The organism is Variovorax sp. V15 (assembly GCF_041154425.1).
GTDB classification, from domain to species: domain Bacteria; phylum Pseudomonadota; class Gammaproteobacteria; order Burkholderiales; family Burkholderiaceae_C; genus Variovorax; species Variovorax guangxiensis.
The window spans coordinates 5590349-5616199 of record NZ_AP028659.1; the positions used below are offsets into that span (position 1 = coordinate 5590349).

At 68.1% G+C, this 25851-nt stretch carries 22 protein-coding genes and 2 pseudogenes; 13 read left to right on the forward strand and 11 right to left on the reverse strand.

Going from position 1 to position 25851, the window contains the following annotated elements:
• Positions 1–153: 153 nt before the first annotated feature.
• Positions 154–3870: a trifunctional transcriptional regulator/proline dehydrogenase/L-glutamate gamma-semialdehyde dehydrogenase gene (gene putA / locus ACAM57_RS26625; RefSeq protein ID WP_369659529.1), complete on the forward strand. Its 3717-nt coding sequence runs from the start codon at positions 154–156 to the stop codon at positions 3868–3870.
• Positions 3871–3888: 18 nt separating this feature from the next.
• Here putA and ACAM57_RS26630 read toward each other — a convergent pair whose 3' ends face one another.
• From ACAM57_RS26630 to ACAM57_RS26650, 5 genes are all read right to left on the reverse strand, one after another.
• On the reverse strand, positions 3889–4281 hold the full coding sequence (locus ACAM57_RS26630; protein WP_369659530.1) for a carboxymuconolactone decarboxylase family protein: 393 nt from the start codon (positions 4279–4281) through the stop codon (positions 3889–3891).
• Positions 4282–4344: 63 nt separating this feature from the next.
• Entirely contained in the window at positions 4345–4788 is a 444-nt protein-coding gene (locus tag ACAM57_RS26635) for a hypothetical protein (protein ID WP_369659531.1), read from the reverse strand.
• A gap of 115 nt (positions 4789–4903) precedes the next feature.
• Positions 4904–7105, reverse strand: a complete 2202-nt coding sequence (gene katG, locus ACAM57_RS26640; RefSeq protein ID WP_369659532.1) for a catalase/peroxidase HPI — start codon at positions 7103–7105, stop codon at positions 4904–4906.
• A gap of 140 nt (positions 7106–7245) precedes the next feature.
• Entirely contained in the window at positions 7246–7482 is a 237-nt protein-coding gene (locus ACAM57_RS26645; protein ID WP_126021297.1) for a 4-oxalocrotonate tautomerase family protein, read from the reverse strand.
• A gap of 28 nt (positions 7483–7510) precedes the next feature.
• The gene (locus ACAM57_RS26650; RefSeq protein WP_369659533.1) at positions 7511–8245 is read right to left on the reverse strand and encodes an SDR family NAD(P)-dependent oxidoreductase; all 735 of its coding nucleotides are present in this window, start codon (positions 8243–8245) and stop codon (positions 7511–7513) included.
• Positions 8246–8398: 153 nt separating this feature from the next.
• Between ACAM57_RS26650 and ACAM57_RS26655 the strand changes: the two genes are divergently transcribed.
• Complete coding sequence (locus tag ACAM57_RS26655; RefSeq protein WP_369659534.1) at positions 8399–9307, forward strand: LysR family transcriptional regulator; 909 nt, start codon at positions 8399–8401, stop codon at positions 9305–9307.
• 10 nt (positions 9308–9317) lie between these two features.
• Here ACAM57_RS26655 and ACAM57_RS26660 read toward each other — a convergent pair whose 3' ends face one another.
• Complete coding sequence (locus tag ACAM57_RS26660) at positions 9318–10478, reverse strand: alpha/beta hydrolase (RefSeq protein WP_369659535.1); 1161 nt, start codon at positions 10476–10478, stop codon at positions 9318–9320.
• Between the two features lie 347 nt (positions 10479–10825).
• On the opposite strand from ACAM57_RS26660, the pseudogene blaOXA reads away from it, so the two are divergent.
• A pseudogene (blaOXA, locus tag ACAM57_RS26665) lies at positions 10826–11649 on the forward strand (class D beta-lactamase).
• Complete coding sequence (locus ACAM57_RS26670) at positions 11603–12589, forward strand: polysaccharide deacetylase family protein (RefSeq protein WP_369659536.1); 987 nt, start codon at positions 11603–11605, stop codon at positions 12587–12589. The pseudogene blaOXA and the gene ACAM57_RS26670 overlap by 47 nt, the downstream one beginning before the upstream one ends.
• Positions 12590–12675: 86 nt before the next feature.
• On the opposite strand, the pseudogene ACAM57_RS26675 reads toward ACAM57_RS26670, so the two are convergent.
• Together ACAM57_RS26675 and ACAM57_RS26680 are read right to left on the reverse strand one after the other, a co-directional pair.
• Positions 12676–12753, reverse strand: a pseudogene (locus tag ACAM57_RS26675) (Lrp/AsnC family transcriptional regulator); the annotation flags it as partial.
• Positions 12754–12888: 135 nt separating this feature from the next.
• Complete coding sequence (locus tag ACAM57_RS26680) at positions 12889–13788, reverse strand: LysR substrate-binding domain-containing protein (RefSeq protein ID WP_369659537.1); 900 nt, start codon at positions 13786–13788, stop codon at positions 12889–12891.
• Positions 13789–13946: 158 nt separating this feature from the next.
• Between ACAM57_RS26680 and ACAM57_RS26685 the strand changes: the two genes are divergently transcribed.
• Genes ACAM57_RS26685 through ACAM57_RS26710 form a run of 6 tightly spaced genes read left to right on the forward strand, consistent with a single transcriptional unit; the run spans position 13947 to position 19495 of the window.
• Entirely contained in the window at positions 13947–14696 is a 750-nt protein-coding gene (locus ACAM57_RS26685) for an SDR family NAD(P)-dependent oxidoreductase (protein ID WP_369659538.1), read from the forward strand.
• Positions 14697–14736: 40 nt separating this feature from the next.
• The gene (locus ACAM57_RS26690) at positions 14737–15726 is read left to right on the forward strand and encodes a TRAP transporter substrate-binding protein (protein ID WP_369659539.1); all 990 of its coding nucleotides are present in this window, start codon (positions 14737–14739) and stop codon (positions 15724–15726) included.
• A gap of 26 nt (positions 15727–15752) precedes the next feature.
• On the forward strand, positions 15753–16283 hold the full coding sequence (locus ACAM57_RS26695; RefSeq protein ID WP_126021323.1) for a TRAP transporter small permease: 531 nt from the start codon (positions 15753–15755) through the stop codon (positions 16281–16283).
• Between the two features lie 24 nt (positions 16284–16307).
• The gene (locus ACAM57_RS26700; protein WP_369659540.1) at positions 16308–17567 is read left to right on the forward strand and encodes a TRAP transporter large permease; all 1260 of its coding nucleotides are present in this window, start codon (positions 16308–16310) and stop codon (positions 17565–17567) included.
• A gap of 39 nt (positions 17568–17606) precedes the next feature.
• The gene (locus tag ACAM57_RS26705; RefSeq protein WP_369659541.1) at positions 17607–18485 is read left to right on the forward strand and encodes a transketolase; all 879 of its coding nucleotides are present in this window, start codon (positions 17607–17609) and stop codon (positions 18483–18485) included.
• Positions 18482–19495: a transketolase family protein gene (locus tag ACAM57_RS26710; protein WP_369659542.1), complete on the forward strand. Its 1014-nt coding sequence runs from the start codon at positions 18482–18484 to the stop codon at positions 19493–19495. The genes ACAM57_RS26705 and ACAM57_RS26710 overlap by 4 nt, the downstream gene beginning before the upstream one ends.
• Before the next feature lie 147 nt (positions 19496–19642).
• Here the strand turns inward: ACAM57_RS26710 and glmS are convergent, their stop codons facing one another.
• Positions 19643–21523, reverse strand: a complete 1881-nt coding sequence (gene glmS / locus ACAM57_RS26715) for a glutamine--fructose-6-phosphate transaminase (isomerizing) (protein WP_369659543.1) — start codon at positions 21521–21523, stop codon at positions 19643–19645.
• Between the two features lie 138 nt (positions 21524–21661).
• Between glmS and ACAM57_RS26720 the strand changes: the two genes are divergently transcribed.
• Positions 21662–22153, forward strand: coding sequence for an Lrp/AsnC family transcriptional regulator (locus tag ACAM57_RS26720; protein WP_369659544.1), 492 nt, complete (start codon positions 21662–21664; stop codon positions 22151–22153).
• A gap of 9 nt (positions 22154–22162) precedes the next feature.
• On the opposite strand, the gene glmU is transcribed toward ACAM57_RS26720, so the two are convergent.
• Positions 22163–23605, reverse strand: a complete 1443-nt coding sequence (glmU, locus tag ACAM57_RS26725) for a bifunctional UDP-N-acetylglucosamine diphosphorylase/glucosamine-1-phosphate N-acetyltransferase GlmU (RefSeq protein ID WP_369659545.1) — start codon at positions 23603–23605, stop codon at positions 22163–22165.
• Positions 23606–23645: 40 nt separating this feature from the next.
• Here glmU and ACAM57_RS26730 point away from each other — a divergent pair, with 40 nt between their 5' ends.
• Positions 23646–24500, forward strand: a complete 855-nt coding sequence (locus tag ACAM57_RS26730; RefSeq protein ID WP_369659546.1) for a DUF6279 family lipoprotein — start codon at positions 23646–23648, stop codon at positions 24498–24500.
• 25 nt (positions 24501–24525) lie between these two features.
• On the opposite strand, the gene ACAM57_RS26735 is transcribed toward ACAM57_RS26730, so the two are convergent.
• Positions 24526–25185: a Crp/Fnr family transcriptional regulator gene (locus tag ACAM57_RS26735; RefSeq protein WP_260319177.1), complete on the reverse strand. Its 660-nt coding sequence runs from the start codon at positions 25183–25185 to the stop codon at positions 24526–24528.
• A gap of 203 nt (positions 25186–25388) precedes the next feature.
• On the opposite strand from ACAM57_RS26735, the gene ACAM57_RS26740 reads away from it, so the two are divergent.
• A complete protein-coding gene (locus tag ACAM57_RS26740; RefSeq protein ID WP_126021331.1) occupies positions 25389–25799 on the forward strand; it encodes a BLUF domain-containing protein in 411 nt (136 codons plus the stop codon).
• The last annotated feature ends 52 nt before the right edge of the window (positions 25800–25851 follow it).

Here is a 25851-nt window from a genome sequence, read left to right on the forward strand (position 1 = left end):
ACGGAATGGAAGCGGATTCTCTGCCCGCCACATCCGGCGAAGCTGACTTGCCCGCTGCTTTACATAGCGATTTGCTCTACCGAAGCGCCGCTCTTCGAACACAAATTCGGCAACGGGGCGCGGATCATCCAACAAATCCCACCACGGACCGCCATGAACCCAGACCCCCTGCCCTCCTCTTTCCAGGCGTTCGCCGACGGACTGCCATCCGCGCCTTCGCCGCTGCGCGCCCGCATCACCACGGCCTGCCGCCGCCCCGAGCCGCAGGCACTGCCGCCGTTGCTCGCGCAGGCCCGGTTGCCAGACGATCAGGCGGAGGAGGCACAGGCGCTCGCCATGCGCATCGCCCGGCAGCTGCGCGACCGCAGGAGCGCGAGCGGCCGCGCCGGCCTCGTGCAGGGCCTGCTGCAGGAATACGCGCTGTCGTCGCAGGAAGGCGTGGCGCTGATGTGCCTGGCCGAGGCGCTGCTGCGCATTCCCGATGCGGGCACGCGCGACGCGCTCATACGCGACAAGATCGCGCACGGCCAGTGGCAGTCGCACGCGGGCCGCAGCCCCTCGGTGTTCGTCAACGCCGCGACCTGGGGCCTGCTGCTCACCGGCAAGCTGGTGGCCACGCACAGCGAGAGCAGCCTGTCGACGGTGCTCACGCGCCTCATCGGCAAGGGCGGCGAGCCGCTGATCCGCAAGGGCGTGGACATGGCGATGCGGATGATGGGCGAGCAGTTCGTCACCGGGGAGACCATCGCGCAGGCGCTCGGCAATGCGCGCGAGCTGGAGGCGCAGGGCTTTCGCTATTCGTACGACATGCTCGGCGAGGCGGCACTGACCATGGAGGACGCGAAGCGCTACCGCACCGCGTACGAAGAGGCCATCCACGCCATCGGCAAGGCGTCGGCGCGGCGCGGCGTGTACGAGGGGCCGGGCATTTCCATCAAGCTCTCGGCGCTGCACCCGCGCTACAGCCGCGCGCAGCATTCGCGCGTGATGGCCGAGCTGTACCCGGTGCTGCGCGAACTCGCGCTGCTGGCGCGGCAGCACGACATCGGCCTGAACATCGACGCGGAGGAAGCCGACCGGCTGGAGCTCTCGCTCGACCTGCTGGAGCGCCTGTGCTTCGAGCCCCGGCTCGCAGGCTGGAACGGCATCGGCTTCGTGGTGCAGGCCTACCAGAAGCGCTGCCCCTTCGTGATCGACTTCGTGATCGACCTCGCGCGGCGCAGCGGCCACCGGCTGATGGTGCGGCTGGTGAAGGGCGCCTACTGGGACAGCGAGATCAAGCGCGCGCAGCTCGACGGCCTCGACGGCTACCCGGTCTACACGCGCAAGGCCTACACAGACGTGTCGTACCTCGCCTGCGCGCGCAAGCTGCTCGACGCGCCCGAGGCGGTGTACCCGCAGTTCGCCACGCACAACGCGCACACGCTGGCGGCCATCTACACGATGGCGGATCCGTCGCGCTACGAGCCGGGGCAGTACGAGTTCCAGTGCCTGCACGGCATGGGCGAGCCGCTGTACGAGCAGGTGGTGGGACCGCTCGCGCGGCCCTGCCGCATCTACGCGCCGGTGGGCACGCACGAGACACTGCTGGCGTACCTGGTGCGCCGGCTGCTGGAGAACGGCGCGAACACCTCCTTCGTGAACCGCATCGCGGACCCGACGATTCCGCTCGACGTGCTGGTGGAAGACCCGGTCGCGACGGTGGAGCACATGGCGGTGCAGGAAGGCATGACGGGCCTGCCGCATCCGGCCATCCCGCTGCCGGCGGCCTTGTACGGAACGCAGCGCGCCAACTCGCGCGGCCTCGATCTCGCGAGCGACGACAGCCTGCGCGTGCTGGGCAAAGTGCTGGGCGAAAGCGCGTCCGACCACTGGCGTGCGGCGCCGATGCTGGCCGAGGCCGCGCCCAACGGCGAGACGGCGAACGTGCTGAACCCCGCCGACCATCGCGACATCGTCGGGCAGGTCCAGGAAGCCACGCTCGCCGATGTCGAATCGGCCATCGCGCAGGCCCATGCCCTCGCGCCGGCATGGGCCGCCATGCCACCCGCCGATCGCGCAGCGCTGCTCGAACGTGCGGCCGAGAGCCTCGAACAGGGCATGCCGCGCCTGCTCGGCCTGCTGACGCGCGAGGCCGGAAAGACGTACGCCAACGCCATCGCGGAGGTGCGCGAGGCGGTGGACTTCCTGCGCTACTACGCGGCGCAGGCGCGCAGCGATTTCTCCAACGACACGCACCGCGCGCTAGGTCCCATGGCCTGCATCAGCCCGTGGAACTTTCCGCTGGCGATCTTCACCGGCCAGGTGGCGGCCGCGCTCGCGGCCGGCAACCCGGTGCTGGCCAAGCCGGCCGAGCAGACGCCGCTGGTCGCGGCAGAGGCGGTGCGCGTGCTGTGGGAAGCCGGCATTCCCCGCGCGGCGGTGCAGCTGCTGCCCGGCCGTGGCGAGACGGTCGGCGCCGCGCTGGTGGCCGATGCGCGCGTGCAGGGCGTGATGTTCACCGGCTCCACCGAGGTCGCTCGCATCCTGCAGAAGACGCTGTCGCAGCGCCTGGGCGCGCACGGCGCGCCGGTACCGCTCATTGCCGAGACCGGCGGGCAGAACGCGATGATCGTCGACTCCTCCGCGCTGGTGGAGCAGGTGGTGGCCGACGTGATGTCATCCGCCTTCGACAGCGCCGGCCAGCGCTGCTCCGCGCTGCGCGTGCTCTGCGTGCAGGAAGAAACGGCTGACCGCGTGGTCGCGATGCTCAAGGGCGCGATGGCCGAGGCCGCCATCGGCAACCCGGCCCGCCTCTCGGTGGACGTGGGTCCGGTGATCGACGCCGAGGCGCGCGACGGCATCGAACGCCACGTCGAGGCGATGCGCGCGCGCGGCCATGCCGTGTTCCGCCAGGCCCGCGAGCATGGCGACGACACCCGCCACGGCACCTACGTGACACCCACGCTGATCGAGCTCGACGGCATCTCCGAGCTGCAGCGCGAAGTGTTCGGCCCGGTGCTGCACCTCGTGCGCTTTCGCCGCCGCGACCTCGGCGCGCTGGTCGGGCAGATCAACGGCACCGGCTACGGACTGACGCTGGGCGTGCACACGCGCATCGACGAGACCATCGCGCAGGTCGTGGAGAACGCGAAGGCAGGCAACGTCTACGTGAACCGCAACATCGTGGGCGCGGTGGTGGGCGTGCAGCCCTTCGGCGGCGAGGGCCTGTCGGGCACGGGGCCGAAGGCGGGCGGGCCGCTGTACATGCTGCGCATGCTGTCGGCGCGGCCTGACGACGCGATGGCGCGCGCGGTGGCAGGCGCCGCGCCGGCTTCGCATCCGGCGCTGTCGGCGCTGGCCCGCTGGGCCGATGCGACCGGCCGGCCCGCGCTGTCGGCGCAGTGCGCGCTCTTCGCGGCGCAGTCGCGCTCGGGCAGCTCGCGCACGCTGGCCGGGCCTACCGGCGAGCGCAACGTCTACAGGCTGGAGCCGCGCGAGGCGGTGCTGTGCCTGGCCGATGCGGAAGAAGACCGGCTGACGCAGCTCGCCGCCGTGCTCGCGGTGGGCAGTGGCGCGATCTGGCCCGCAGATGCGGCGGCGCAAAGCCTGCGCGCATCGCTGCCGGCCGAGGTGCAGCAGAACGTGGCCATCGCGAGCGACTGGTCGTCGGACACGGTGGCGTTCGACGCCGCGCTGCATCAAGGCGATGCGCAGGGGCTCTCGGAAGTGATGCGGCGCATCGCCGCGCGGCCGGGCCCCATCGTCGGCGTGCGCGGCTTCGCGCCGGGCGAGGCGCGCATTCCGCTCGAAAGCCTGGTGGTGGAGCGCGCGATCAGCACCAACACCGCGGCGGCGGGCGGCAACGCGAGCCTGATGACGATCGGCTGAGCGCTCCCGGCCGGCCAGCTATTTGTCGAACGCGGGGTCGATCGGCACGCGGTAGCCGTTGACGAGCCGGTTGGTCTCGTTGGCCATGCCGACCACGGCCATGAGCTCAGCGAACATCGCGGGCGTCATGCCGGCCTTCTCCGCGCCGGCGTGGTGGCTCGCGGTGCAGTAGCCGCAGCCGTTGGTGACGCTCACGGCGAGGTAGACCATCTCCTTCACCACCGGGTCGAGCGCGCCGGGCGCCATCACCTCCTTCAGGCTGCTCCAGGTGCGCCGGAGCGTGGCAGGGTCGTTGGCGAGGTACTTCCAGAAGTTGTTGACGTCGGGCACGTTGCGCGTGGTCTTGATGTCGTCGAAGACGGCGCGCACTTCCTCCGAAGCGCCCGCGTACTCGATGGGCTGGGGTTTCATGCAAGGCTCCTGATGGTGGATGCGTTGCCGGCAACGGTACCAGCCTTCACCGCGCCCTGCCCGTCAGTAAGTCTGCAGGAACCGGGCATGCTCCTGGTGCATGTGCGAGCGCGCGAGCAGCCACTTTCTCAGCGCGGCCTGCTTGTCGGGCGAGAGGTCCTTCGAGCATTGGTCGAAGGCCTCGCCGAGCAGCCTGAACTCGACGTCCAGGTGGCGGCGCGATGGCGGCGCGCCGGCCAGCGAGTTGTTCCGCGCGAAGTTCAGCAGCGCTTCCTGGCCGAAGGCTTCCATCTCCTTGACGAGGCGGCTGCGCTCCAGCATCAGGCGGCGCACGATGGCGTTGCGCCTGCGCGGGCCGAAACGGCGCAGGATAGGGTTGGAGTCGTCGCCCTGCACGGTCGCCAGGATGATGTCCATCTGCTCGAGCAGATGCAGCCACTGCTCGGGCTGGAAGTACTCCATCGATGCAGCGGGCGCCTTCTCTTCTTTCCTCTTCACGACGAGCATGGTTGTCTCCTGCTGTCATTCTTTTTCTGCCGATGAGCCCCGGCCTGCTTCGGGCCGGGGGTTCAGGCGCTGCCGTACTCGGCGGCGGCCGGAGCCGGCCGCCGTCCGCGAACGATCACCGGAGGTCGAAGCGATCGAGGTCCATCACCTTCGCCCATGCGGCCACGAAGTCGCGCACGAACACCTGCTGCGCGTCGCTGGAGCCGTAGACCTCCGAGAGGGCGCGAAGCTGCGAGTTCGAGCCGAACACCAGGTCGGCGGTGGTGGCGGTCCACTTCGCCTCGCCGCTGGTGCGGTCGCGTCCTTCGAGCACGTTGGCGTCGGCGGCCGACTTCTTCCAGCCGGTGCGCATGTCGAGCAGGTTCACGAAGAAGTCGTTGCTCAGCGTCTCCGGCCGCTTGGTGAAGACGCCGTTTGGCGACTGCCCGTAGTTGGCGTTCAGCACGCGCAGGCCGCCGACGAGCACCGTCATCTCGGGCGCGCTCAGGCGCAGCAGCTGCGCCTTGTCGAGCAGCAGGTCGGCGGTGGCCGCGGGGTTGGCGCCCTTGCGCAGGTAGTTGCGGAAGCCGTCGGCCAGCGGCTCCAGCGGAGCGAAGGATTCGACGTCGGTCTGCTCCTGCGAAGCGTCCATGCGGCCTGGCGAGAAGGGCACGGTCACGTCCTGGCCGGCCTTCTTCGCGGCGGCCTCGACCGCCGCGTTGCCGGCCAGCACGATCAGGTCGGCCAGCGAGATCTTCTTCTTGCCGCCGGCCTGCGCGCCGTTGAACTCCTTCTGGATGCCTTCGAGCACCGACAGCACCTTCGACAGCTCGGCCGGCTGGTTCACTTCCCAGTCCTTCTGCGGCGCGAGGCGGATGCGTGCGCCGTTGGCGCCGCCGCGCTTGTCGCTGCCGCGGAAGGTCGAGGCCGACGCCCAGGCGGTGCGCACCAACTGGCCGATGCCCAGGCCCGAGGCCAGCACCTTGGCCTTGAGCGCGGCGACGTCCTTGTCGTCGACCAGCTGGTGGTCGACGGCGGGGATCGGGTCCTGCCAGATCAGCTCTTCCTTCGGCACCAGCTTGCCGAGGTAGCGGGCGCGCGGGCCCATGTCGCGGTGCGTGAGCTTGAACCAGGCGCGGGCGAAGGCGTCGGCGAACTCCTGCGGATTGGCCATGTAGCGGCGCGAGATCTTCTCGTAGGCCGGGTCCATGCGCATGGCCATGTCGGCCGTGGTCATCATCGGGGCGTGGCGGCGCGACGGGTCGTGCGCGTCGGGCACGGTGCCGTTGCCGGTGTCGCCCTTGGGCTTCCACTGGTGCGCGCCGGCCGGGCTCCTGGTGAGCTCCCATTCGTAGCCGAACAGCGTCTCGAAGTAGCTGTTGTCCCACTTGGTGGGCGTGGGGGTCCAGGCGCCTTCGATGCCGCTGGTGGTGGCGTGCACGCCGATGCCGCTCTCGAAGCTGTTCTTCCAGCCCAGGCCCAGTTCCTCGATGTCTGCGCCTTCCGGCTCGGCGCCCACTTTGGCAGGGTCGCCGGCGCCGTGGGCCTTGCCGAAGGTGTGGCCGCCGGCGGTGAGCGCCACGGTTTCCTCGTCGTTCATCGCCATGCGCGCGAAGGTCTCGCGGATGTCGCGGGCCGACTTCAGCGGATCGGGGTTGCCGTTGGGGCCTTCGGGGTTGACGTAGATCAGGCCCATCTGCACGGCGGCCAGCGGGTTGGCGAGATCGCGCTCGCCGCTGTAGCGCTCGTCGCCCAGCCACTTGTTCTCGGCGCCCCAGTTGACGTCGTCTTCCGGCTCCCAGATGTCGGGGCGGCCGCCGGCGAAGCCGAAGGTCTTGAAGCCCATGGACTCCAGCGCGACGTTGCCGGTGAGGATCATCAGGTCGGCCCACGAGAGCTTGCGGCCGTACTTCTGCTTGATCGGCCACAGCAGGCGGCGCGCCTTGTCGAGGTTGCCGTTGTCGGGCCAGCTGTTCAGCGGCGCGAAGCGCTGCGCGCCCGCGCCGCCGCCGCCGCGGCCGTCGAAGGTGCGGTACGTGCCGGCCGAGTGCCAGGCCATGCGGATGAACAGCGGCCCGTAGTGGCCGTAGTCGGCGGGCCACCAGTCCTGCGAGTCGGTCATCAGTGCGTGGAGGTCCTTGACGACGGCGTCGAGGTCGAGGGTCTTGAACTCCTTCGCGTAGTCGAAGGCCTCGCCCATGGGGTTGGCCTTGGCGGAGTGCTGGTGCAGCAGCTTCAGGTTGAGCTGGTTGGGCCACCAGTCTGTGTTCGTCGCGGCGCGGCGTGCGGTGCCGGTGGTTGCATGACCCGGGAACGGGCATTTGGCTTCATCGGACAAGGGGTTCTCCTTTGGTTGCGGGGTGGCTCGGAGGTGTGGAGCCGGGCCAGTCTAGGTTCGGGTGACCGATCCATCAACCAAATTGAGTGCATTGAATTCATAGCCAAGACCTATGAATTTCGCCTTGTCCGGTGGAGGCTCTAGCCGCTGTTCTTCGGCTGCGAGCCTGGCATCGGAACCAGCCCCTGGCGAACGGCGGTGGTCGTGTGACCGCCGAAGCCCCAGTTGTCGGTGTCGACCTCCTCGATGACGATGTGCGTCCACTCCGGCGGCTTGTGCAGCACGCGCTCGAGCGTCTCGGTGACCTCGCGGATGACCTGCGCCTTCTGCTCGGCGGTGTTGCCCTCGCGGGTGATGCGGATGCTGACGAATGGCATGGCCGTATCTCCTTTTTCCTGGCCGCGCTCAGCGCCCGGCGCTGAAGCCGCCGTCCACCGGCAGCACGGTGCCGGTCACGAAGCCGGCGCGGGCGAGGTAGAGCACGGCTTCGTCGATGTCGCGCGTGGTGCCGATGCGGCCCAGCGGGTGCAGTCCGGCGAGCGCCGCGTGGTTGTCGGCGCTGTGCATGGGCGTGTCGACCACGCCCGGCGCCACCGCATTGACCGTCACGCCGTAGGGCGCGAGTTCGAGCGCCAGCGCGCGCGTGGCCTCGTTGACGCCGCCCTTGAGCGCAACCGCCAGCAGCGCGGGCACGCCGCTGTGCGGCTGCATCGCGATCGCGGCGGTGATGTTGATGATCCTGCCGCTGCGCCGTTCGCTCATGTGCTTCGCCGCCTCCTGCGAGGCGTAGAGCACGCCCTTCAGGTTGGTCGCGATGTTCTCCTCGATCTCCTGCGGCGTGAACTGTACGAAGGGCTTGGCGGTGAAGATGCCCGCGTTGTTCACCAGCACGTCGACGTGGCCGTAGCGCGCGATGGCCTGTGCGAACAGCTCGCGCGCCGACTCCGGCGGGCCGACGTCGCCCGCGACGCCCAGGAAACGGCCGCCTGCGTTCAGGCCTTCGGCCGCGGCCTGCAGGCGCTGCTCGGTGCGGCCGGTGCCCACGACGTTGTAGCCCTCGCGCAGGAAGGCCTCGGCCAGGCCCAGGCCGATGCCGCTGGTGGCGCCGGTGATGACGACGGTGTTTTCAGACTTGCCCATGGTGGTCCTCGATCAGGTTCGGTTTCAGAAAAAAGTTCGGAAGGGCCGGTGCGGATTTCAGGTTTCGCCACCGGTTGGACTGAACTTTATTGATGACTCGAAGAGCAATAAACACACGCGACTACACTTGTCTTGATACTCCATGTAATCAATATGCAGCGCCAATTCGACGACGTGCTCCTGGGCAGCATCGAGCTGTTCTGCCTGGCGGCCGAGGCCGGCAGCTTCACCGCGGCCGCCAACGCGGCGGGCGTTACGCCGGCGGCGGTGAGCCGCTCCATCGCGCGGCTGGAGAAGCGCCTGGGCGTGCGCCTCTTCGTGCGCTCCACGCGCAGCATCCGGCTCACCGAAGGCGGGCGGGAGTACTTCGAGCAGTGCCGCGCCGCCCTGCACCAGCTGGCGGAGGCCGAGCACAAGCTCACCGGCGAGCAGGTGCAGCCTTCGGGCACGCTGCGCATCAGCGCGCCCACCACCTATGGGCACCACCGCCTGCTGCCGCTGTTGCCCGAGTTCCGCGCGCGCTATCCGCTGATCAAGGTCGAGGCGCACATCAGCAACCGCAACATCGACCTGCACGAGGAGAACTTCGACGTCGCGATCCGCTTTCGCGCCCAGCCCGATTCGACGATGGTGGCGCGCCACCTGGAAGACGCGAAGCTCGTGGTGGTTGCGAGCCCGGCCTACCTGCGCCGCGCGGGGCAGCCGCTGACGCTGGACGACCTCGCGCGGCACGAGTGCATCCAGTTCGACCTGCCCAGCAGCGGGCGGCAGATTCCGTGGCTGTTCACGGACAACGGGCGCGAGAAGGAAATCCTCTCCACCGGCAACTACAGCTGCGCCGAAGACGTGCTTGCGGGCGTCACGCTGGCCCGGGCCGGCGCGGGGCTGTTCCAGACCTACGGCTTCGTCGTCGAGAAAGACCTGGCGCGCGGCGAGCTGGTCGAGGTGCTGCAGCCCTACGCCGGGCGCTCACGGCCGGTGAGCCTGATCTATCCGCATGCGCGGCTGCTGCCCTCTCGGGTGCGGGCGTTCGTGGAGTTCATCGTGGAGCGCGCCACCTAGGCAAGGGCCCTCAATGCGGCGGAGCCTGGATCTGCCAGTACGTTTCGGCGCCTCGTTTTCTCGGAATCAATCCGGGCCGTTGACCGGCACGCGCACCGCCGTAGAAAAGAGCCATGTCCTCCAGAAGGGCCGGCGAGTCTCCATATTTCGAATGCCCGAGAACGTCGGTGTCGATGTCGCTCGCATCGATGGTCTCGACGCCAGGCGAGAGCGTCAGCGCTGCGCCCGCGATGCCCGCGCGAGGCCTTCCCCAGACGACCCTGGAAGCGTTCAGCGCCTTGTCGTTGTCCGATGCATAGAGGTTCACGGCGTAGCCGGCCTTGACCATCGCCGGCGCGATCTGCACCGTGAAGACCCTGGCGTCGATGTCGGGAGCCGCCAGCGTGACCAGCTTCACCTTGGCGGCCAGCTTCGGGCGATTCAGGGCGAGCGACATCAGCGCATGGGTCGTCGTCCAGGAACCCATGCTGTGCGCAAGAACGTAGATCTCCTCGGCGCGGGTCTTCTCCCCGAACTGGACGAGGAACTCCTCGAGCGCGGGAATGGAGCTGATGGCCTTGGTGAAGTCCCGCAGGTAGTTGGCGGTTCCCTCGACGGGCGACTCGCCATTCGACGGCCAGCTGAAAAAGGCCGGCACCGCGGGCAGCTGCATGTCCACGGCGAGTTGCGCCGTCCTCAGCGCGGCATCGCGGAAGGGAACGTTGAAGCCGTGCACGAACACGAAGCCGATGTTCCTTCGCGGATCGGCGGCAAATGATCGATTCACCTGAGCGATGAACTCATCGGGCCTCAGGGGCACCGCGTCGAGGAGAAGCATGAACCTGTCCGGGTTGCTCCGGTCCCAGTCGAAGACTGTCGGCGTCTCGACCTCACCTTTTTCATGGATCCATGGCAGGCTGACCAGGGCATACCCATACTGGACTTCCGCCGCCTCGTTGTCGTCGAAGTAGACCGGCCTTGCAACCGGGACGCGATTCGTCCCGTAGAACACCGCTACCTTTACCGGATGTCCTTTCTTTGCGTCCTCGATCCGAGGGACAGCCGTCGGAATGCCCAGCGGGGCTGGCGCTGTCGCACAGGCCCCCAGTGCAAGCGCCACGAGAACCTGGGCGCCAAGCAATCCGACGAGGCGAGCGCACCGCGTCAGACGCATGAGAAGGCTTGCAGCCATGGATCCCTCCGGAAGTCTTCGACCTGTTTCATCGGACATTGGCAGCGCCAGGACAGCGCCGCCCTGCTCTTTTTTTCATGAAGTACCGCGGCGGCGGATTCTCCAGGCACGCCTCATCTTGCGACGGCGCATGAGAGGAGACATCCCTCGAATTGGTGATGCACCTTTTCGCACTCCGGCGACAAGCCTTCATGGCACGGAACGATAAACTCGGCGCGCTGGCCGAGGGCCCTGCACCACGCGCGAATACCACGCCGGCATCTTCGATCCCCGGGTACCGCGGGATGCTCCAGAAGCACGCCCCCGGCACCGGGCTCCCATTCTTCCCCGCAGAAAAAACAGACAACATGCGCAACCGCGTCCTCCAGGTCGCCGCGACAGCAGCGGCCGTTCTTTTTTCGGCGCCCTTCGCGACCGCGCACGAGCTGTGCACGCTGATCGCCGATGCCGATGCCGATGCCGATGCCGATTCCGGCAAGGTGCTTCTGCAGCGCGGCCCCGCCTGTTCCGAGCGCGTGACGCCCGCCTCGACTTTCAAGCTCGCCATCAGCCTCATGGGCTACGACGCGGTTGTGCTGAAGGACGCTGCACAGCCGGCCTTGCCTTATCAGGCGGGGTATCCGGATTGGGCGGCGATGCCTGGCGGCGCGACATCACGCCGGCCACATGGATCAGGGACTCCGTCTTCTGGTACTCGCAGCAGGTTGTGAAGCGGGTCGGGCAGGAGCGCTTCGCGCAATATGTGAAGGCTTTTCGGTATGGCAATGCAGATGTCTCTGCCGTGCCGGTCGATGACCCTGGGCAGAACGGCGTCTGGGTGATGAGTTCCCTGCGCATCTCCCCCGAGGAACAGCTTGCGTTCATGCGCAAGATCGTGCGCCGCCAGCTGCCGGTGAGTGCGCATGCCTTCGACATGACCGCACTCATCGCAAGCTACGGCGCCACGGTCGACGGCTGGGCCGTGCATGGCAAGACGGGCACCGGGTCGCCAGGCGCCGACAACCGCTATGACGCGAGCCGCGCTTATGGCTGGTACGTGGGCTGGGCCACCAAGGGCGGGCGAAGGGTGGTGTTCGCACGCCTGATCCAGGATGAGCAGGCGCTCAGGCCCAACGCGGGCCTGCGTGCGCGCGACGAACTGCTTCGGCTTCTGCCAACCGTCGACCATTGAGGCGGGCATCGACATGACCGCATTGCGCCGCGCGCTTGCCGCGCTTCTCCTCCTTCTCGGTTCGTCCTGCGTCATTGCCCAGACCTTGGCGCTGACGTTCGACGACGGCCTCGACCCTTCGAAAGAGCCCGCGGCCGCGTCGTGGAACCGGCAGATCCTGGAAACGCTCCGCGATGCGGGCATCACGTCCATGGTGTTTCCAGCACTCGTGCGCACCGGCCTGGCCCAAGGACTGGACCTCATCCGGGACTGGGCGCGCGCGGGCCACGCGGTAGGCAACCACACCTCCCGGCACCGCAGCCTTGGATCGCCTCAAGTGCCGCTTGCGGACTTCATCGGCGATGTCAAGGAGGCCGAAGCCGTGCTGAGCCGGCTTCCTGGCTGGACGAAGATGCTGCGCTTTCCGTATCTCAAGGAAGGCGACACGCTTGCCAAGCGGGACGGCATGCGCCTCTGGATGCAGGCCGCAGGCTACAGGGCGGCACCGGTTTCGATCGACGCGAGCGACTGGTACTACAACCAGGTCTATGCGGCCTGGCTGGACGAAGGAAATGCCGGCAAGGCCGATCGAGTGAAGGCCGCGTACATCGAGCACCTGCTGGACCGCGCGGCCTACTACGACGCCCTGGCCCGGCAGGTCCTCGGCCGCAGCCCTGCCCATGTGATGCTGCTGCACACGAGCAGGATCAACGCCGCCGCTCTCGGCGAATTGATTGCGGCGTTCCGGGCGCGAGGGTGGACTTTCACCGCCGCCAGGACGGCCTTCGACGACCCGGTCTACTCCGTTCGGATCGACACCCTGCCTGCGGGCGAAAGCGTCGTCTGGGCCAGCGCCAAGGCGGCGCAGGTTCCAGGTCTGCGCTATCCGGCCGAGGACTCGGTCTATGAGGAACCGAAGCTGCGCGCGCTGGGACTGGTGCCGGCGCGACTGCTGCGGTAGTGCCGTTCATTGCCAATGATGACCAATTTACGACCTGATCAGACGTTCCCCAGGCATGGAAGGTCGAAGACGCCGAAGAGCGCCGGTCACCGCTCGTGGGGGAAAAGCCGATCGATCGGACAGTGCGTCTTGATGAACTGCGACTTGATGACGATGTAGCTGAAGCGCACCAACCTGCAGCTGGCTTCCGAGGCGCCTCCTGTCAATCGCATCACAGGTTGCGCATCTCGGACCGGTCGCCGGCGGCCTCGAGGCCTTGCAGGCGGAGGCGAGCGTTGCTGCGGGCGCGGCCTCGCCACTCAGGCGCGCCGCACCCGCTGCCTCGCGGCTTCGGAATGCACCCACGCCAGAAACGCCTCCACCGCCGGACGCCCGGCATGGCGCTGGGGATAGACCAGAAAATGTGCCTTGACCCTGATCGCCTTGTCCAGGCCGAACACCGGCTTGAGCTTGCGCTCGGCGAGGTGACCTGCGGCATTGACGTCGCTCTCCAGCGCGATACCCAGCCCTTGCGTTGCCGCGTCCAGCGACATTTGGGCGCGGTCGAAACGCAAGGCGTAGCGCTCCGGGGCGCGCTTGTCTGAAAACGCCTGCAGCCAGTCCGACCATTGGACGATGCTGACGTTGCTTTGGATCAAGGGCATGTCCAGGAGTTGATCGATCCTGGACAGGCGACGCTCGCGGACGAATGCCGGGCTCGCGAGCGGCACGATGCGTTCCTCGAACAGCGGCTCGACCACCAGGTTGCCCCATTGCGGCACGCCATAGCGGATGTCGATGTCGGCCTGGCCCAGCGCGAAGTCGCTCTGCGTGTGGGCGGCCGACAGGTTCAGCGAGATGTCGGGGTGCGCCTGTGCGAAGCGGCGCAGGCGCGGCATGAGCCACAGGCTAGCGATGCTGGGCGCGCAATGGACGTACAGGCTGTTGCCGACTCCTTCGCGCAGGTCTTCGGTGGCCGTGGAGATGGCCGACAACGCGCCGCCTACGCGATCGAGGTAGCGAGTCCCCGCATAGCTCAGGCGCACCCCATGCGCGCTGCGCTCAAACAGGCGCACGCCAAGGTCCGACTCGAGGCGTGCGATCTGGTGGCTGACCGCAGAAGGCGTCAGGTGCAGTTCCGCGGCGGCGAGCGCAAAGCTGCGTCGTCGCGCGACGCTCTCGAATGCGAGGAGGTTGGCAATGGCTGGGATCGACGACATCGGGTTTCCCCCGCGCTCAGATGAACATCCTTCATCCTAGCCTGACGAGATATCGCTTGTCTTCATCTTCAGCCCGATCGACCATTCGCTCCGTCCCTAGAGGCGCGCCAGCTATGGCCGCTGCGGACCCCTTACTCAGAACTCAGGAGATCGAAGACATGCTGCTCAAGGACAAGGTCGCGCTGATCACCGGCGGTGCCGGCATCAACGGACTGGGCTTCGCCACTGCGCGAGAGATGGCCGCGCAGGGCGCGCGCGTGGTCATCATGGACCTCGAACGGGCGGAACCGCAGGCGGCTGCGGCTCGCCTGGGCGAAGGCCACCTCGGTGTGGTCGGCGACGTGACCGACAAGAACGCCTGCATCGCAGCGGCAGCCGCAACGGTCGCGGCCTTCGGGCGCATCGATGTCCTCATCAACAATGCCGGTATCACCCAGCCGGTGAAGACCCTGGACATCACGGGGGCCGACTATGACCGGATCCTGGACGTCAGCCTGCGCGGCACGCTCTACATGTCGCAAGCAGTGCTGCCCGCCATGCGCGGCGCACAGGGCGGTTCGATCGTCTGCATCTCGTCCGTGTCGGCGCAGCGCGGCGGCGGCATCTTCGGGGGGCCGCACTACTCGGCCGCCAAGGCGGGCGTGCTCGGCCTGGCGCGTGCGATGGCGCGTGAGTTCGGCATCGAAGGCATCCGCGTCAACTGCATCACCCCCGGCTTGATCGAGACCGACATCACGCAGGGCAAGCTGAGCCCGGACCGCAAGAAGGAAATCGAGGACACCATTCCCTTGGCCCGTCTGGGCCAGGCCAAGGACGTAGCCGGAGCCTGCGTCTTCCTGGCCAGCGACCTGGCCGCCTACTGCACGGGCATCACCCTCGATGTGAACGGCGGCATGCTGATTCACTGACCGACACCTCACTCCATCAACAAAATCCAGGAGACATCGCATGAACCGCCAACATTTCATCCGCAGCGTGCTTGCCACCTCCCTCGGCCTGCTCTGCGCTGCGGGCGCCGCCGCACAGACAGTCAAGCTCACGCTCGGCCACGGCGCCGCGATCGGCAATCCGCGGCATGAAGCGGCCGTGAAGTTCGCCGAGGTCGTCAAGGCCAGGTCGGGCGGCCGCATCGAGGTGCAGGTCGCGCCTTCCGGCCAGTTGGGCGACGACGCTGCCATGGTCACCGCACTGCGCACCGGTGCTCTCGACATCAGCGCGAACTCGCAGGGTGCGGTGGCCAATGCGGTGCCCGAGTATGCCGCTTACGGCATGCCCTTCCTGTTCGCCAGCCCGGCGGCTGCCTTCAAGGTGCTCGACGGCCCGCTCGGCAAGGAACTGGCCGACCGTTCGGCCGAAAAAGGCATGGTGCTGCTGGGTACCTGGGACAACGGCATCCGGCAGATGACCAACAGCAAGCGCCCGATCAACGGCCCCGAGGACCTCAAGGGCCTGAAGATGCGCGTGCCGCCGGATGCGACCCTGGTCGACATCATGAAGGCGCTCGGCGCCGAGGCTCAGCAGATCAAGTTCGCCGAGCTGTACGTGGCCCTGCAGCAGGGAGTGGTCGATGGGCAGGAGAACCCGCTCGTGAATTTCCACGCCAGCAAGCTCTACGAAGTGCAGAAGCACCTGGCCATGACGAATCACCAGTTCCAGATGACGCCATTCCTGATGAGCAAGCGCAGTTGGGACAAGCTGTCGGAAGCAGACCGCAGGATCGTGCAGGAGGCCTCGACCGAAGCCACCGCGCTGCAGCGCAAGCTGTCGCAGGACGCCGACGAGAAGCTGCTGGCCGACCTCAAGGCCAAGGGCGTACAGGTGACCACCCCTGCGCCGGCACCCTTTGCCAAGGCCACGGCGGAAGTCGTCACCAAGTGGGCAAGCGGCCCCATCGGTGCCTACGTCAAGAAGGTCGTTGCGGCCGCCCAGGCGCTCTGACCGATAGCCACGCCAAGGAGATCCCCATGGTTCACGCCCCTAACGGCTGGATCGATGGCGTCATCGCCGGCATCTGCCGCGCGGTGCTCTGGCTGTCGACCTCCGTCATCTTCCTGATCCTCGTGGTCAACACGGTGCTGCGCTATGCCACCGGCTCCAGCCTGGAGTGGGCCAACGAGGTGCCCGAGCTGCTGTTTCCCTGGCTCGTCATGGCCGGCGTCGTCATCGCCGCGCAGCAGGGCGCGCACATCGCCACCACGTTCTTGATGGACGCGCTGCCTGCTGGCGCACGCCGTGTGGTTGCCACGTTCGCCTGGCTCGTCGTGGCGGCGATGTACGGCACGCTGTCGGTCGCCACCTTCCGCATGCTGGAAATCGTGCACGACGAGAAGTCGCCGATCCTGCAAGTGCCGGGCTCGGTCACCTATGGCTGCGTGATGGGGGGCATGGCCCTGCTCGCGGCGCTGGCCCTGCAATCGGGCGTCAAGACGTGGCGCAGCACGCCGCTGCCGCCTTCAGCCGACGCGGAGCCGGTCGTCCCGGCCGCCCACTGGTAGAGCGCAACACGACAAGGACCCGACATGAGTGCCCTGATTCTTCTCGTGTTCATGGTGGCCGCCGTGGCGGCCATGCCCATCGCTCATGCGCTGCTCGTGGCAGCCATGGCCGCGGCGGCCAGTTCGGACAAGGTGCCTCTCGACCTGCTGGTGCAGCAGATGGTCGCGCAGGTGCAGAGCTTCCCGCTGATCGCCATCCCCTTCTTCATGCTCACCGGCAGCCTCATGATGGGCGGCAAGCTGGGCGAAGCGCTGGTCGGCGTGCTGTCCACGCTGCTGGGGCGCTTCCACGGCGGCCCCGCCCAGGTCGGCGTTTTGTCCTCCACGCTGTTCGGCGGCGTGTCGGGCTCGGCGGTGGCGGATGCCTCGGCCATCGGCTCGCTCATGATCCCCTGGCACAAGCGCCTGGGGTACCCTGCGGCCTTCTCGGCGGCCACGCTGGCGGCGGCCGCCACCATCGACATCCTGATCCCGCCGTCGATCCCGATGATCCTCTTCGCGTTGACCGCCAACGCGTCGATCGCCGACCTGTTCGTCGCCGGCGTGCTGCCCGGCCTGCTGATGTGCGGCGGCTTCATGTTCATGTGCTGGTGGGTGGGCCGGCGCCGCAACTTCCCGCGCGAGACCGCACCCTTCGACGGCATCGCATTCCGCAGGCATCTGGCTTACGCCTCGCCCGCGGTGCTGTTGCCCGTGCTCATCATCATCTTCCTGCGCTTCGGCATCGCGACGCCGACCGAGGTGGCCGTTCTGTCGACCCTGTATGCGGGCGTCGTGTCGGCGGTGATCTATCGCGACCTGGGCTGGAAGCGCCTGAACGACGCGGTGGTGCACGCAGGCTTGGCAACCGGCGTGGTGCTGCTGGTGATCATGGCCTCCGCCGCCATCGGCTGGCTGCTCACCTTCGACCAGATGCCCCAGGGCATCGCGCAGTGGGTGCAGCAGAACGTGCATGCGAAGGTGCTCGTGATCCTGCTGATGAACCTGCTCATGCTCTTCCTCGGCATGTTCATCGACCTGCCTGCGGCCATCCTGCTGCTGACGCCGGTGTTCGTTCCGCTGGCGAATTCCATCGGCATGGACATGACCCAGCTCGGGATCATGATGGTCGTCAACCTCGCCATCGGCCTGTACACGCCGCCGGTGGGCACCACGCTGTTCATCACCAGCGCGCTGGCCAAGGTCAAGGTCGGGCAGACCGTGCGCGAACTGGGCCCGTTCTACCTCGTCGCCTTTGGCGTCCTGGCCCTCGTCTCGTATTTCCCGGCCTTCATCCTGAAGTGACCCAGATCCCCCATCCCCCGTGTCTTCTAGGAGAAATTCATGACCGATTCCGCGGCGTTGCCTTCAACGGCCACGCAAGCGCTGGCACAGGCTGCCTGGCGCATCCGCCGTTACGCCCTGCGCATGGGCGAAGTGCAGGGACAGGGCTACATCGGCCAGGCCCTGGGCTGGGCCGACGTGCTGGCCGTGGCTTACCGCCACGCCCTCACCCTGCGTCCCCGCGAGCCCGAATGGGAAGGCCGCGACCGCTTCCTGCTCTCGCATGGTCACTACGCGATTGCCCACTATGCGGCGCTCATCGAGGCCGGCGTGATCGACGAGAGCGAACTCGAGACCTACGGTGGCGACGACAGCCGCCTGCCCATGTCCGGCATGGCCGCGTACACGCCCGGCATGGAGATCTCCGGCGGCTCGCTGGGCCAGGGACTGGTCATTGCCGTCGGCATGGCGCTGGGCCTCAAGCAGAAGAAGAACCCGGCCTTCGTCTACAACTCGATGTCCGACGGCGAGCTCGACGAAGGGTCGACCTGGGAGGCCGCCATGGCCGCCGCTCATCACCGGCTGGACAACCTGGTCTGCCTGGTCGACATCAACAATCAGCAGGCCGACGGCCCTTCGAGCAAGGTACTGGGCTTCGAACCCCTGGCCGACAAATGGGCGGCGTTCGGCTGGCACGTCCAGCGTGTGGACGGCAACGACCTGCCGGCCGTGCTGAGCGCCTTCGACGCAGCCCGCGGCCTGCGCGATGCCAAGCCGCGCGTGATCCTGTTCGACACGCTGATGGGCAAGGGCGTGCCTTTTCTGGAGCAGCGCGAAAAGAACCACTTCATCCGCGTCGACCCGCCCGAATGGCAGCAGGCGCTGGCCATCCTCGACGCGAGCCGCCCCGAACCATCCACCGAAGGAGCCCTGGCATGAGCCAAGCCATCGCAGAGAAAGCAAAGCCCCGGCTGACGACGTCGGCCATGATCGCCTCCATCGCCTCCGAAGGCCAGCGTGTCAAGGCGGCCCCCTTCGGCAAGGCCCTGGTGGATTACGCCGCCGATCGGCCCGAGGTCGTGGGCCTGACGGCCGACCTCGCCAAATACACGGACCTGCATCTTTTCGCCCAGGCCTATCCCGAGCGCTTCTTCCAGATGGGCATGGCCGAGCAGCTGCTCATGGGAGCCGCCGGCGGGCTGGCCAAGGAGGGGCTCGTGCCCTTCGCGACCACCTATGCCGTCTTCGGCACCCGGCGCGCCTACGACTTCATCCACCAGGTGATCGCCGAGGAAAACCTCAACGTCAAGATCTGCTGCGCGCTGCCGGGCCTCACCACCGGCTACGGGCCCAGCCACCAGGCCACCGAAGACATCGCCATGATGCGCGGCGTGCCCGGCCTGACCATCGTGGACCCGTGCGACGCCCTGGACATCGAGCAGGCCGTGCCGCAGATCGCACAGCACCCCGGGCCGGTCTACATGCGCCTGCTGCGCGGCCAGGTGCCGCTGGTTCTGGACGAGATCGAGGGCTATCGCTTCGAGCTCGGCAAGGCCAGGATGCTGCGCGAGGGCGCAGACGTGCTGGTCATCTCCAGCGGCATCCTCACCATGCGTGCGCTGGAAGTGGCGCAGGACCTGGCCGCCGACCGCGTCGGTGTGGCCGTGCTGCACTGCCCGACCATCAAGCCCCTCGATGAAGCCGCCATCGTCGCCGCCGTCGGCGCGGCGCCGCGTCTCGTGGTCGTCGCCGAGAACCATTCGGTGGTCGGTGGCCTCGGCGAGGCTGTGGCGTCGGCGCTGCTGCGGCATCGTGTGCAGCCCGCCCGCTTCGAACTCGCCGGCCTGCCCGACGCCTTCCTCGATGCGGGTGCGTTGCCAACCCTGCACGATCGCTACGGCATCAGCCGGGAAGTGCTGGGGCGGCGCATCCGCGGCTGGCTGGGCTGAGGGGCGTTCGAACGGCTTCGGGCCCGCGCTTTGGCGCCATCGGTGCGGCGCCGGTCGTTTTCACCGAGTGACTACGCAGACCGCGTCATTTCTCGAGGAGCGGTCAGCGCCAGCTGCGTTCAACGCCCTTCCACCAGCCCCCCAGCCTCACTCCACCGTCACACTCTTCGCAAGATTGCGCGGCTTGTCCACGTCGGTCCCCCGCGCGCAGGCCGTGTGATACGCCAGCAGCTGCAGCGGCACCACGTGCAGGATCGGCGAGAGCGCGCCGTAGTGCTCGGGCATGCGGATCACGTGCAGGCCTTCGCCGCTCCTGATCTTCGTGTCGCCGTCGGCCAGCACATAGAGCACGCCGCCGCGGGCGCGCACTTCCTGCAGGTTGCTCTTGAGCTTCTCGAGCAGCGCGTCGTTGGGGGCCACGGCCACCACGGGCATCTCGCTGGTCACCAGCGCGAGCGGGCCGTGCTTGAGTTCGCCGGCGGCGTAGGCCTCGGCGTGGATGTAGGTCACTTCCTTGAGCTTGAGCGCGCCTTCCAGCGCGATCGGGTAGTGCAGTCCGCGGCCGAGGAAGAGCGCGTTGTCCTTGCGCGCGAAGTCTTCGGCCCAGCCGATGATCTGCGGCTCCAGCGCGAGCACCGACTGCAGCGCGACGGGCAGGTGGCGCATTTCCTTCAGGTAGCGCGCCTCCTCGGCATCGCTCAGCCGGCCCTTGGCCTGCGCGATGGCCAGCGTGAGCAGGAAGAGCCCCGCCAGTTGCGTGGTGAAGGCCTTGGTCGAGGCCACGCCGATCTCCACGCCGGCGCGCGTGATGTACGCCAGCTTGCACTCGCGCACCATCGCGCTGGTGGCGACGTTGCAGATGGTCAGCGTCTGCTCCATGCCCAGCGAGCGTGCGTGCTTGAGCGCTGCCAGCGTATCGGCCGTTTCGCCCGACTGGCTGATGGTGACGACCAGCGTCTTCGGGTCGGGCACCGATTCGCGGTAGCGGTATTCGCTCGCGATCTCGACCTGCGTGGAGATCTTCGCGATGCCTTCGAGCCAGTACTTGGTGGTGCAGCCGCTGTAGTAGCTGGTGCCGCAGGCGAGGATGAGGATCTTGTCGATGTCCTGGAACACGCGGTGCGCGCTCGCTCCGGTCGCACCGTCTTGGCCGATGCCGTCGAACAGCTCGGGCACGATGCCTTCCACGCCTTCGAGCGTGTCGCCGATGGCGCGCGGCTGCTCGAAGATTTCCTTCTGCATGTAGTGGCGGTACGGGCCCAGTTCGGCCGCGCCGCTGTGGGCGAGCACGGTGCGCACCTGGCGAGTGACGGGCTTGTGGTTCCTGTCGACGATCCAGTACTTGCCGGGCTGCAGGTCGACCACGTCGCCCTCTTCCAGGTAGACGATCTGGTCGGTCACGCCGGCAAGGGCCATTGCGTCGCTGGCCAGGAAGTTCTCGGCGCCGTCCTTGCCCGCGCCCAGGATCAGCGGCGAACCCGCGCGCGCGCCGACCACGCGCTGCGGCTCGTCGCGGCAGATCACGGCGATGGCGTAGGCGCCGTGCAGCTGCAGCACGGCGGCCTTCACGGCCTCGAACAGGTCGCCGTCGTAGAGGCTGTCGACCAGGTGGGCGATGACCTCGGTGTCGGTCTGGCTCTCGAAGGCGTAGCCCTTGGCCTCGAGCGCGGCGCGCAGGCTCTCATGGTTTTCGATGATGCCGTTGTGCACCAGCGCGATGCGGCCCGGCCGCGCGGCCTGCGCGTCGGCGCCCGGGCCGTGGCTGAAGTGCGGATGCGCGTTGTGCACCGCCGGCGCGCCGTGCGTGGCCCAGCGCGTGTGGGCGATGCCGGTGAGGCCCTCGACCTTGTCGTCGCGCACCTGCGCCACGAGGTCGGCCACGCGCGAGGTGGTGCGCGCCCGCGTCAGGCCGCCGGCATGCACCGCGACGCCGCAGGAGTCATAGCCGCGGTACTCGAGCCGCTGGAGGCCCTGCACGAGGACCGGAACGATGTTGCGATGGGACGCTGCCCCGACGATGCCGCACATGGTGAGCTGCCTTTGAATGGAGAAGAGGCTCGATGGTAGGAAGGCATGGAAGAAATATGCATTCGAAATTCGATTGATTTCGCACTTTTATTTCTCCATTTCGGATGATTGGAGTTTTATTCCATAATTTCATTGAATATGGAATCAATTTCCCTCGATTCAACCGACCTCCGCCTGCTCGACGCCCTGCAGCGCGACGCCTCCCGGACCAACCAGCGCCTGGCCGCCGACGTGGGCATCTCCCCGCCCACCTGCCTGCGCCGCGTGCAGCGGCTGCGCGACGTCGGCCTCATCGAGCGCCAGGTGGCGCTGCTGTCGCCCGACCGGCTCGCCGCGGTGCTGGGCCACGGCCTGCAGGCGGTGATCGAGATCTCGCTCGACCGGCAGGATGCCGCCTCGCTCGACGCCTTCGAGACGCGCGTGATCGCCGACGACGCGGTCCAGCAGTGCTGGCGCGTATCGCCCGGTCCGGACTTCATCCTGGTGGTGGCGGCGCGCGACATGCCGGACTACGGCGCGCTCACGCAGCGCCTGTTCACGGCCGATGCGAACGTGCGCAACGTCAAGGCCTTCTTCGGCCTGAAGCGCGCGAAGTTCGAGCCCCGGATGCCGCTGGCATCGGGGGCCTGAAGGCCGTCGTCAGGCCTTCGGCTTCTTCTGGGGACGCTTCCAGTTCGGGAAGCTCACCGCCTTGCTGCGCGCCACGGTCAGCGCGCCCGGCTCGGTCGACTTGTTGATGGTCGAGCCGCCGCCGATGGTGCCGCCCGCGCCGATGGTGATGGGCGCCACCAGCACGCAGTTGCTGCCCACGTGCACGTCGTCGCCGATCACGGTGCGGTGCTTGTTGGCGCCGTCGTAGTTGGCGGTGATGCTGCCCGCGCCGTAGTTCACGCGCTCGCCCACGGTGGCGTCGCCCAGGTAGGCCAGGTGGTTGGCCTTGGCGCCGGCGGCCAGCGTGGAGTTCTTCACTTCGACGAAGTTGCCGATGTGCACCTCGGCGCCCAGCTGCGCGCCGGGCCGCAGCCGCGCGAAGGGGCCGACGAGCGCGCCCGCGCCGACGGTGACGCCGGCCTTCTCGCCCTCGATGTGGGTGAAGGGATGGATCACCGCGCCGGCCTCGATGCGCGCATTGGCGATCACGCAGTTCGCACCGATGCGCACGCCCTCGCCCAGCGTCACCGCGCCCTCGAAGACGCAGTTGACGTCGATCTCCACGTCGCCCGCGCATTCGAGCGTGCCGCGCAGGTCGAAGCGCGCGGGGTCTGCCAGGCGCACGCCCTGCTCCATCAGCGCGTTCGCCTGGCGCAGTTGCCATGCGCGCTCCAGTGCGGCGAGCTGGGCGGGGCTGTTGATGCCGGCGACCTGCAGCGCGTCGGTGGTGATGTGCGCGACCACGGGCACGCCGTCGGCAGCCGCCAGCTTCACCACGTCGGTCAGGTAGTACTCGCCCTGGGCATTGCGGTTGTCCAGCCGGCCGAGCCAGCCCTTGAGCAGGCGCGCGGGCACGGCCATCACGCCGCTGTAGATTTCGCGCACCGCGCGCTGGGCCTCGGTGGCGTCCTTGTGCTCGACCACGGCCTGCACCTCGCCCTGAAGCCCGCCGCTGCCGGCCGCGCGGATGACCCGGCCATAGCCCGCGGGGTCGTCGAACTCGATGGTCAGCAGCGCCAGCTTGCCGCCGGCACTGGCCGCGACGAGGGCACGCAGGGTTTCTTCGCCGATGAGCGGCACGTCGCCCGAGAGCACCACCACCGTGCCGTCGTCCGCCAGCAGCGGCGCGGCCTGCTGCACCGCGTGGCCGGTGCCCAGCTGCGGCTCCTGGCGCGCGAAGCGCAGGCTGGCATCGCCGATGCCGCCGGCCATCGAGGCCTCGACCTGGTCGGCGCCGTGGCCGGTGACCACCACCACGTCGCGCGCCCCGATGCGCGCGGCGGTGCCCGCCACGTGCGCCAGCAGGGCGCGGCCGCCCAGCCGGTGCAGGACCTTGGGCAGCCTGCTCTTCATGCGGGTACCCTTGCCGGCGGCCATGATGACGACGTCGATCGGTCCGTGGTCGTTGTTCTGTTGCGGAGGCTGATTCATGCGTTTCTTTTCCAGGATTCGTTGCGCGACTTGCTCGGCAATGAGCCGAATTATCGGCGCGCTGCTCGTGGCCACCGCCCTGGGCGCCTGCAGCGCCATCCAGCTGGCCTACAACAACCTGCCCACGGTGAGCTATTGGTGGCTCGACGGCTACCTCGATTTCGACGGTGCCCAGACCCCGAAGGTGCGCGACGAGCTCGCCCGGCTGCTGGCCTGGCACCGGCAGAACGAGCTGCCGCGCATCGCATCGCTGCTCAAGGAGGCCGAGACGATGGCCCCGGGCGAGGTGACGCCCGAACAGGTCTGTGCCATGTCCGACCGCATCCGCGAACGCCTGCTGGCCGTGACCGAGCGCGCCGAACCCGCCGGCACCGAGCTGGCTCTGAGCCTGAGCGAGGCCCAGCTGCAGCAGCTGGAGCGCAAGTACGCCAAGAACAACGCCGAATACCGCAAGGACTGGCTCGACCGCACGCCCGCGCAGGTGCACGAGAAGCGCTACGACCAGTTCCTGGAGCGCACCGAGGATTTCTACGGCCGGCTCACGAACGAGCAGCGCGACCTGCTGAAGCAGCAGGTCGCGCAGTCGGTGTTCGATCCGAAGCCGGCGGACGCCGAGCGCCGCAAGCGACAGCAGGAGGCGCTGAGGCTGCTGCGCGGCTTCCTCGCCAACAAGACCCCGCCGGCCGAGGCGCAGGCCGCGTTGCACGACTACATCCAGCGCATCGCCGAGCCGCCGCCCGGCCCCTGGCGCGACCAGCAGCGGGCCCTGCTGCAAGAGGGCTGCCGCAACACCGCGGCCATGCACAACGGCACCAGCGCCAGCCAGCGCGCGCAGGCGGTGCGCCGGCTGCAGGCCTACCAGGACGATCTGCGCCAGCTGGTGGCGGCGCGCTGAAGACGCTGGCTCCGGAGGGCGGAGCTCACAACAGCGGTGTCGGCCGTATCGGCCGCTCGAAATAGTCGCCCAGCGCTTCGAGCGCATGCGGCTCCATGATGCGCAGCCAGCCGGCGTCGATCTTGTACAGCCCCAGGCGCTGCAGCCGCCGCAGCGTCTTGTTGGTGTGCACCAGCGAAAGCCCCAGCGCGTCGGCGATGTGCTGCTGGTTGAACGGAAACTCGACCCAGCCGTCGCGCTCCATGCCTACGCGCTGCGCCCGGCGGTACAGGTGCATCAGCAGCATCGCCACCCGTTCGCCGGCATTGCGCCGGCCGGCGGTGACGAGGTTGTCGTCGACCATCTTCTCTTCGCGCGCGGCCAGCCAGGTGATGTCGTAGCCAAGCTTGGGCTGGGCATGGAACAGCTCCCACAGCCGGTCGCGCGAGAAGGCGCACAGCGTGACGTCGGAGACCGCCTCGACACCATGGGTCTGGCCGTCGGCGAACTCGTCCTGCAGGCCCAGGAAATCGCCGGGAAGCAGAAAGCTCAGGATCTGCCGCCGGCCGTCGCTCAGCGTCTTGTAGCGGAAAGCCCACCCCGCATAGAGGGTGAACAGCTGCGCGCTGCGCCGGTGCTCCTCGATGATCGCGCCGCCGGCCTCCACGCGGCGGGCGCCCACGCGGAAGGACTGGATGGTCTTCAATTCCTCCTGCGAGCACGGCAGGAAGGCGTCCAGGCGGCGCAACGCGCATCGGTCGCACGAATTCGCGCCGACGGGCGGGGCGGCGGCAGCTGGGTAGTCCTCGAATTTCACACCGCACTATAGGCGCCCGGCCTGTGTCTTTTGACATGCCCAGGGCTTCCCCCGGCCACCTACACTCTGCGCGCCCCTCCGACTCCGAACGCATGACCGACGAAGCAACGCTCCCACTTCACGAAATCTTCTACTGCAGCATGCTCACGCATAGCCTGCCCCCGCAGACCGTGGGCCAGATCGTTTCCCGGGCCCGCACCCAGAACGCGCTGCACGGCATCACGGGCCTCCTGGTGTTCGACGGAATGCGCTTCTGCCAGCACCTGGAGGGCCCGGCCGATGCCGTCAGCGCGCTGATGCAACGGATCGAGAAGGATCCGCGCCACGTGGACGTCAGGGTGGTCCACCGGGCCCCGCTGGAGGTTCGCCGCTACAGCGGCTTCGGCATGGGGCTGGCGGAATGCGAGGGCCCCGACCTGATGGCGGGCGTGCATGCGCTGACCGGGGAAGCGGCGCTGAGGCACTTCCTGGCGCTGGTGCCCAGCTTCGACATCAACGGCTGAGCGGCCGCCAAAAAAGGAAAAGGCGGCCGAAGCCGCCTTTTCAAGCACCTGG

Excerpts from the sequence above, each read along its gene's own strand:
- putA (WP_369659529.1), top strand. The coding sequence starts at position 154 with ATGAACCCAGACCCCCTGCCCTCCTCTTTCCAGGCGTTCGCCGACGGA.
- ACAM57_RS26630 (WP_369659530.1), bottom strand. The coding sequence starts at position 4,281 with ATGAAACCCCAGCCCATCGAGTACGCGGGCGCTTCGGAGGAAGTGCGC.
- ACAM57_RS26635 (WP_369659531.1), bottom strand. The coding sequence starts at position 4,788 with ATGCTCGTCGTGAAGAGGAAAGAAGAGAAGGCGCCCGCTGCATCGATG.
- ACAM57_RS26645 (WP_126021297.1), bottom strand. The coding sequence starts at position 7,482 with ATGCCATTCGTCAGCATCCGCATCACCCGCGAGGGCAACACCGCCGAG.
- ACAM57_RS26650 (WP_369659533.1), bottom strand. The coding sequence starts at position 8,245 with ATGGGCAAGTCTGAAAACACCGTCGTCATCACCGGCGCCACCAGCGGC.
- ACAM57_RS26655 (WP_369659534.1), top strand. The coding sequence starts at position 8,399 with ATGCAGCGCCAATTCGACGACGTGCTCCTGGGCAGCATCGAGCTGTTC.
- ACAM57_RS26660 (WP_369659535.1), bottom strand. The coding sequence starts at position 10,478 with ATGGCTGCAAGCCTTCTCATGCGTCTGACGCGGTGCGCTCGCCTCGTC.
- ACAM57_RS26680 (WP_369659537.1), bottom strand. The coding sequence starts at position 13,788 with ATGTCGTCGATCCCAGCCATTGCCAACCTCCTCGCATTCGAGAGCGTC.
- ACAM57_RS26685 (WP_369659538.1), top strand. The coding sequence starts at position 13,947 with ATGCTGCTCAAGGACAAGGTCGCGCTGATCACCGGCGGTGCCGGCATC.
- ACAM57_RS26690 (WP_369659539.1), top strand. The coding sequence starts at position 14,737 with ATGAACCGCCAACATTTCATCCGCAGCGTGCTTGCCACCTCCCTCGGC.
- ACAM57_RS26695 (WP_126021323.1), top strand. The coding sequence starts at position 15,753 with ATGGTTCACGCCCCTAACGGCTGGATCGATGGCGTCATCGCCGGCATC.
- ACAM57_RS26700 (WP_369659540.1), top strand. The coding sequence starts at position 16,308 with ATGAGTGCCCTGATTCTTCTCGTGTTCATGGTGGCCGCCGTGGCGGCC.
- ACAM57_RS26705 (WP_369659541.1), top strand. The coding sequence starts at position 17,607 with ATGACCGATTCCGCGGCGTTGCCTTCAACGGCCACGCAAGCGCTGGCA.
- ACAM57_RS26710 (WP_369659542.1), top strand. The coding sequence starts at position 18,482 with ATGAGCCAAGCCATCGCAGAGAAAGCAAAGCCCCGGCTGACGACGTCG.
- glmS (WP_369659543.1), bottom strand. The coding sequence starts at position 21,523 with ATGTGCGGCATCGTCGGGGCAGCGTCCCATCGCAACATCGTTCCGGTC.
- ACAM57_RS26720 (WP_369659544.1), top strand. The coding sequence starts at position 21,662 with ATGGAATCAATTTCCCTCGATTCAACCGACCTCCGCCTGCTCGACGCC.
- glmU (WP_369659545.1), bottom strand. The coding sequence starts at position 23,605 with ATGAATCAGCCTCCGCAACAGAACAACGACCACGGACCGATCGACGTC.
- ACAM57_RS26730 (WP_369659546.1), top strand. The coding sequence starts at position 23,646 with ATGAGCCGAATTATCGGCGCGCTGCTCGTGGCCACCGCCCTGGGCGCC.
- ACAM57_RS26740 (WP_126021331.1), top strand. The coding sequence starts at position 25,389 with ATGACCGACGAAGCAACGCTCCCACTTCACGAAATCTTCTACTGCAGC.